General features: G+C 57.7%; 7 protein-coding genes. 2 read left to right on the forward strand and 5 right to left on the reverse strand.

Annotated elements, in window-relative coordinates; translation table 11 throughout:
• Nucleotides 1–260 precede the first annotated feature (260 nt).
• The 3 genes from Q1K49_RS09755 to Q1K49_RS09765 all read right to left on the reverse strand — a co-directional run bounded on the left by Q1K49_RS09755 (nt 261) and on the right by Q1K49_RS09765 (nt 2,408).
• Nucleotides 261–683, reverse strand: coding sequence for an avidin/streptavidin family protein (locus tag Q1K49_RS09755; RefSeq protein WP_300525600.1), 423 nt, complete (start codon nt 681–683; stop codon nt 261–263).
• 260 nt (nt 684–943) lie between these two features.
• The gene (locus Q1K49_RS09760; RefSeq protein ID WP_300525602.1) at nt 944–1,576 is read right to left on the reverse strand and encodes a hypothetical protein; all 633 of its coding nucleotides are present in this window, start codon (nt 1,574–1,576) and stop codon (nt 944–946) included.
• Between the two features lie 13 nt (nt 1,577–1,589).
• Nucleotides 1,590–2,408 carry a DUF1571 domain-containing protein gene (locus Q1K49_RS09765; protein ID WP_300525603.1) on the reverse strand — a complete coding sequence of 273 codons (819 nt, stop codon included), beginning with the start codon at nt 2,406–2,408 and terminating at the stop codon, nt 1,590–1,592.
• Nucleotides 2,409–2,600: 192 nt separating this feature from the next.
• Between Q1K49_RS09765 and Q1K49_RS09770 the strand changes: the two genes are divergently transcribed.
• Nucleotides 2,601–3,068 (forward strand): pyridoxamine 5'-phosphate oxidase family protein, encoded by a 468-nt coding sequence (locus Q1K49_RS09770; RefSeq protein WP_300525605.1) that lies wholly within the window; start codon nt 2,601–2,603, stop codon nt 3,066–3,068.
• A gap of 247 nt (nt 3,069–3,315) precedes the next feature.
• Here the strand turns inward: Q1K49_RS09770 and Q1K49_RS09775 are convergent, their stop codons facing one another.
• A complete protein-coding gene (locus tag Q1K49_RS09775) occupies nt 3,316–4,245 on the reverse strand; it encodes a M23 family metallopeptidase (protein WP_300525606.1) in 930 nt (309 codons plus the stop codon).
• Between the two features lie 297 nt (nt 4,246–4,542).
• Between Q1K49_RS09775 and Q1K49_RS09780 the strand changes: the two genes are divergently transcribed.
• Nucleotides 4,543–5,697 carry a glycosyltransferase gene (locus tag Q1K49_RS09780; protein WP_300525608.1) on the forward strand — a complete coding sequence of 385 codons (1,155 nt, stop codon included), beginning with the start codon at nt 4,543–4,545 and terminating at the stop codon, nt 5,695–5,697.
• A gap of 100 nt (nt 5,698–5,797) precedes the next feature.
• Here the strand turns inward: Q1K49_RS09780 and Q1K49_RS09785 are convergent, their stop codons facing one another.
• On the reverse strand, nt 5,798–6,040 hold the full coding sequence (locus Q1K49_RS09785; RefSeq protein ID WP_300525610.1) for a hypothetical protein: 243 nt from the start codon (nt 6,038–6,040) through the stop codon (nt 5,798–5,800).
• Nucleotides 6,041–6,159: the final 119 nt, after the last annotated feature.

Here is a 6,159-nt window from a genome sequence, read left to right on the forward strand (position 1 = left end):
AAGAGGTGAGGCGCCAGACTCCTTGACGAGATTCGCATCCCAAGGCTACACTCGGCGACTCTCAACCTGCATGCCTCTATTATCACCACAACTTTTCGGGCTATTTCTGCTCCCAGTTGTGACAACTTTATTCTAGGAGGGAACCGGTCCGCCACGGGGGAAAAACCGACCGAAAAAAGGCTGGGGAAGGCGAAGAGCGCGATGGAATGCGCTTTTCGCCTTCCCCAGCCTTCCGGGAAACGAAAAAGGGCGAAACGAGTCTACTTCGCCACCTTCTTCATGTACACGTTGCCCTGAGGGATATAGTATTCGCCCTCAGGATAGTTCACGAGCTGCCAGAGAAGAGACTTCCCCTTGTTCTCCAACCGCATCATGGCCCGCCCCTTGGTGTCGCTGGCAAAACTCCGGAACTCCACAAGAAAGGCTCCATCCACGTATTTCCCGTAGATGCTGATCTCGCCCTTGCTGGAGTCCACCTTGGCCCCGTTCTCGGCGGTGGCCTCATGGGACCCCTTGATGATGTCATTCTTCTGCGTCAGATTGATGGTGAAGGTGTCTCCCGCCTCGTTCTTCCACGTCCATTTCCCGGAGAAATTCGGAATGGTCGCCGCCGCCAGGGATGCGCCGGCGAAGAGAGCCAGAAGAGCGACAGCGGTACATACTGCGAAAAGGGACTTCTTCATGATTCGAGATTACCTCCTTAAGATGTCTGGCTGAGCTTCGTTTTCCCCTTCATCTTTCGTGTCCAAGCGTAGAGCGTCTTTCAAACCCTCGCGTGCCGCCCTCGACTTCGCCTTCAGGCGAGACCGAACACCCCCTTTTCGGGAAGAATTCGCGAGTTGAACGCGGTCGAACAAAAGACTAGCACACCTCGAAGAAGAGACATGCGTAATTTCCCGTAGAATCACGGAGGGAGGGAGGGAGGGAGGTTTTTTCCCGTGAATCACTCGCTTCGTTCCGGGGAATGCGCGTTTTCCGTGGAACGCGCCGCCTTGGAAACCAGCATGGGATGTCCTTCGCCCTCAAGGATTCCGAACACAATCAGGAGAAAGAGCAAACCATTGCCGAAATAGACGGCTTTCAACGGGGCGGGAATATGCATGCAATCGAGGAAACCCAGCGAAGGGTAGGCCGATTCGAGACGAATGCCCGCAACGTGATACCCCACGTATTCCACGAAAAGAAGACACGGCACATACAGAAGATACCCGAGCAGAACTCGTCCTCCTGCGGAAACGACACCAACGGATTCGGCGACGCGCTTGGTCAGGTAATGGAGTAGGCAGAAGGCCGTGGGCCATGCGAGAAGAGGAAAAAGGGGAAAGGACAGGAGTTTCACATCGAACCGCCCGTAGGAATACACGTTTCTGAAAATGCACAGATATCCGAAGGCGATGCAAAGCCCCACGGCAAAATGAAGGAGCACATTCTCCCGAGAGACGAAATGGAGGTAGCCCAAGGCAAGCGCGGACGTCACGACAAAGAGCACGCGCGGAGCCGCGCCCCAGAGGAGAAAGAGGATCAGGAGCCCGAGAAAAAACAGCATATCTCCCTTCGGCAGTTCCCGAAAGCTCACGGATGTTCCCTCCCTACCACGCTCTCCGGGACGGGGAGTTGCCGGGGAAATCGTAGGCGGGATTTTCCGGAGAGAAATCCGCGTCCGAAAATCCGGGATTTTCCCTCAGGTCCTCGTACATGTAGTCCTCCACAAGCCGCTGGTCCCCGTCCTCAAAATCCCAGCTCCGAACCCGCTTCGGAAGCGACGTCTCTTTTTGGAAACAGAATTCCGTTCTGTAGCAGTAAAGGTCGGCGTTCTTCCACTTCGGCAGCTCAAGGATGATACATTCTCCCTCTCCATCCTCCGGAGAGGGGTAAAGGCGCAAGCCGCTCGCACTCTTTTCCCGAAGTAGCCCCACATTCTCTCGAAGGAGGCGGAGCAGATGCGGAAATCCAGCTTCCGTCACGGGATGCCGGCTTGAGGCGGTCGCCTTCGCGCCCAGAGGATCGAGATTCACGGCGACAAAGGAGCCGAACCCGCCGGGATGGACATGAATTCTGCCCTCATTCCAGTCCGGCCTCCAGAGAAGTTCCTGTCCCCTCTTCTCCACCCCGATCCGCCGCATGTAGACACTCCGCGGATCGACCCTGAACTTGAGGAAAATCACTTCCTCTGGAAGCTGCCGCCCGTCCTTCCACTCCCGCTTGGTGAACGTGCAGGAATACTCCCGAAGTCTTCCCATCGCGTCCTCGAACCGAGCAAGCAGTTCTTCCGCCGCGGCAAGGGCGTCCCCATCACGGAGAACACGCTCGTCACCGAAAGAGGAAAGCGTGGTCAAACAGAGCAGACAGATCGCGACAAAAAAGGAAGCACGACAGCCGCGACTCCGGATTCCTCGGCGCAGGAGCATTTTTCTCCACCGTCCTCTCCGTTTTCGGCTCAAGAATCCGCCCAGAGTCTCCCCGCTTGCTTTTTCTTTTTTTTCATTCTACCATTCTCGCGGTCTACTGAACGTTTCTGCGGAGAGGAAACGCACTCGCGCACCGGGCCTGCCGCCGTCACTTCGCCCCGGAGCGCTCCTGTAGGTAGGGGAGGGAACGCCGTGAGAAGAAAGGACAAGGAAATCACCGAACGCCACCTTCTGGAGGATGTCCTGCGAAGGGGCGAGGTCTGCCGTCTGGCTCTGTTCGACGAGGAATATCCTTACATCGTTCCCCTGAACTTCGGCTACGAGAACGGAAAGCTCTTCCTTCACGGCGCAACGTCGGGGAAAAAACTCGACCTGATCCGCAGGAACCCCAGGGTCTCCTTCGAAGTGGAGACGGATCTGGAGATTCTGACCGCGGAAGATCCCTGCAACTGGAGCATGCGCTATCGCAGCGTCGTGGGCCGCGGCACGGCGGTCATCCTGGAGACCCCCGAGGAGAAAAGGCACGGATTGAACGTCGTCATCGCCCATTACGGAAAAGAATCCTTTCCTTTTCCCGACGCGGCCCTTCAGACCGTCGCGGTGGTCCGGGTCGACATCGCGGATATGACCGGCAAGGAATCCGGGTTCAAGCAATCCTAGCGGGAAGAACATCCTGCCAAAGTTTTTTTCGCAGGTTCGCCAGGTTCTTTGCCGCAGGGCATCGCACCAGGCGAACCTGCGTCGTCTCCAACGAGGGAGAGAAGCGTCCCGGGGAAATGCCTCCGGAACGCTTCCGAAAATGAAAGGCAATCATGACCACGGCAACGAGATCCCTGCCGCGATTCTCCTGCGCTTTCCGCTTCCGCCGTACTCGCTCTCCGTCTCTTGAAAGACTTCTTGCCGCCTCTCAGCGTTCGTCGAAAAGGGGTTGGGGATCCACAAGCTGTCCACCGAGACAAAGCCCGAAGTGGAGGTGCGGCCCCGTGGCTCTGCCCGTCATTCCGGACTTTCCGAGAACCTGTCCCCTCCGCACGAGATCTCCCTCCTTCACTGCAATTTCCGAGAGATGCATGTAGAGAGAGATCATGCCGTTCCCCGAATCGATGTAGACACTCTTGCCCGCATAGTAGTGCTCTCCGGTGAGGACGACCACGCCCTCCACCGCAGCTTTCACAGGTGTTCCGGAGGCTGCCCTGAAATCAACTCCGCCGTGGGGGGCTCTCGGTTTGTCGTTCAGGATACGTCTTCCCCCGTAGGGGCTCGTGACCACGCCGGGAACCGGGCGCTGGAGGGGCAATGCCCAGTAACGCCGTGCCGTGAAGGTATTCCGGGCTTTCAGGACCTGTTCCCGCTCCCGGGCGATACGTTCGAGAACATCCTTTGGAGGGGTCACCATCTTCTCCGGAAGCGAGAGTCTGGTCTCGGGATAGTGTTTTGCCCGCACTGCGATCTTCCGCTGCATGGCGATTTTCTCCCCTCCCACATCCGCAATGAGGCGGAGTGTCTGCGTGCCGGGCTTGGTCTTGCCCACCTCGGTACCGAGCAGGATCTCGCCCTCGCAATCGCCGCCACGGCAGCGCAATTCCACATCCAGGGAAATGCCGAGCCAAACTACCCGAAGCGTTTCCGGAGCCGGGACCCCAGGAAGGCGGACTCGCACCCGAAAGGGTTCGCCGATGTGCACGATCTCCGGACACTCCACCCCTATCGGCGCAACGGCGATGGCCGCGGAGATATTCACACCCGTTCCGAAGAGACAACAGGCGAGAAAGACCAGAGAGAGCCATTGCCGTCCCTTTCCCGCAGAACGTTCCCTTCCGTCACTCCTCCGTTCCATGTTTCCTCTCCTTTCATCTTTTCATTTTTCACAGACCAATCACGGCATCGACGCAACACGTCCATGACCGTTTTCCTCAGCATCGACATCGACCGCCCCGGCTTCCCACAGGGTGCCATTCTCCCCGTTTCACCCGGCGGTGGCAAGATCCCTCCCGGTCCGATTCCGCCATTATGCGGCTTGACCGAAAAGAAGCCTTGCAAGAAGATTGGGGAAATCACCTGTGTCACACGAACAGCGACCCCGGCGGCGATGTGCGGCACTCCGCCTTCTTCGCCGTAATTCTTTGGAGGCGTCATGAAACCTGTGCAGATCACCTACATCACCGCCGGCAACGGCCACAAGACCGCTGCCATGGCATTGCGAGAAGCGTTGAACGCACGAAACGTGCCCAACGTGGTCACCGACATCTTCAATTTTTCCAACACCGTCTTCCGCTGGTCCTACAGCGATGCCTACGATTTCATCAGCGAACACTCTCACCTGGCCTGCCGTTTCGTCTACGAACTGCTCGACCGCGACAGAAATTCCAGCGGCGTGGTTCGTCTCGTGGAAAAGCTCCGCGTGAACAACGTGAAGGGATTCATGCGCTTCATCGAGGAAAACATGCCCGACGTAGCGTTGTGCACCCATTATTTCCCGGCGAATGTCCTCTCGCGCATGAAGGAACAGGATCTCTACAGAGGAAGGATCTACACGGTGGTTACCGACTACGGTCTTCACAAACTCTGGAAGAACGACTGCGTGGACGGTTACTTCGTGGCCGGCGACTGGGTTCGTGACGCCCTTCTGGAAATGGGAGTGGAGAGGGAGCGCATCGTGCTCTCGGGAATCCCCGTGCTCCGGAAATACGCGGCCCTGCACCCCGAGGCGGCGGGGCCCGCACCCCAAACACCCACTCCTCCGCCGCCGACACTCCGCCCCCCAAAAGAAGGGCTTCTCTCGGTACTCTTCGTTACAAGCGCGATTCCGGACAACCAGGCCATCCGCATCATGCGGGACATCTTCGACGCGGCAATGCCTCTTGCGCTGACGGTAGTGACCGGAAGAAACCGGGATCTCCTGAGAAAGATCGACGACATGGATTCCTCGGAAACGGTTGTTTTCCGCAAGTTCGGCTTTGTGAACAATCTTCAGGAACTCATGGCCGAGGCGGATGTGATGATCACAAAACCGGGGGGGCTCACCGTGAGCGAAGCACTCTGCGCAGGCGTTCCCCTCCTTCTGGTGAACCCCATCCCTTACCAGGAGTTGTACAACGCCGCTTATCTCCAGGAAAAAGGCGCGGGCATCCTCGCCCCGGACGAGGCGGACGTGGTCACCTATCTCCGCCTTCTCTGCGCCGACGAGGGAAAGCGTCGGGAAATGCGCAGGAACGCACTGGCCATCGCGGCTCCCCTGGCGGCAGACGTGATCGCCGAGGCGATCACGTCTGAAGGAGTCTGTTCCTGAGACCCGAAAAGACAGCTCCCGAAAGGCGGGATGACATCCGTTTTCCCCGGCAAACACTGCACCCTAAAAAGTGGAGGCCCCAAGGGCCTCCACTTCGAATTTACCCGTTCCTCTTCTGCCGGAGTTGTTCCAGTTCGACCCGCGTTTTCTCGATATTCGCAGAGATCGTGCGAATCCATTCGTTCCGTTTAGCCTGATCCATCGTCCTGGATTTCGGATCGGTCTGAAGAAAACGAAGTTTCTTCTCCTGGATTTCCAGCCACTCCTCTTTCATTTTCTCCAGCTCGAAATCAGCCCGATCGTCCGCAGTTTCATTCTCTTCCCGGACGAACGCCCTACTCATCGCGCATCAATCCTTCCTTTTCTTTCCTTTTTTCACCCTTCCGGAGCCGCTCCTTGCCGGAGCACTTCCTCAAGACTCTCCCGGAGGAAGGGGATCGCCATCGTCATCCACCACGCACG

Origin of the sequence: Aminiphilus sp. (genome assembly GCF_029975095.1) — a bacterium.
Lineage (GTDB): Bacteria > Synergistota > Synergistia > Synergistales > Aminiphilaceae > Aminiphilus.

What these genes read in the sequence shown, in the direction of transcription:
- Q1K49_RS09780 (WP_300525608.1), top strand. Translation starts at nt 4,543, where the DNA reads ATGAAACCTGTGCAGATCACCTACATCACCGCCGGCAACGGCCACAAG.
- Q1K49_RS09765 (WP_300525603.1), bottom strand. Translation starts at nt 2,408, where the DNA reads ATGCTCCTGCGCCGAGGAATCCGGAGTCGCGGCTGTCGTGCTTCCTTT.
- Q1K49_RS09755 (WP_300525600.1), bottom strand. Translation starts at nt 683, where the DNA reads ATGAAGAAGTCCCTTTTCGCAGTATGTACCGCTGTCGCTCTTCTGGCT.
- Q1K49_RS09785 (WP_300525610.1), bottom strand. Translation starts at nt 6,040, where the DNA reads ATGAGTAGGGCGTTCGTCCGGGAAGAGAATGAAACTGCGGACGATCGG.
- Q1K49_RS09775 (WP_300525606.1), bottom strand. Translation starts at nt 4,245, where the DNA reads ATGGAACGGAGGAGTGACGGAAGGGAACGTTCTGCGGGAAAGGGACGG.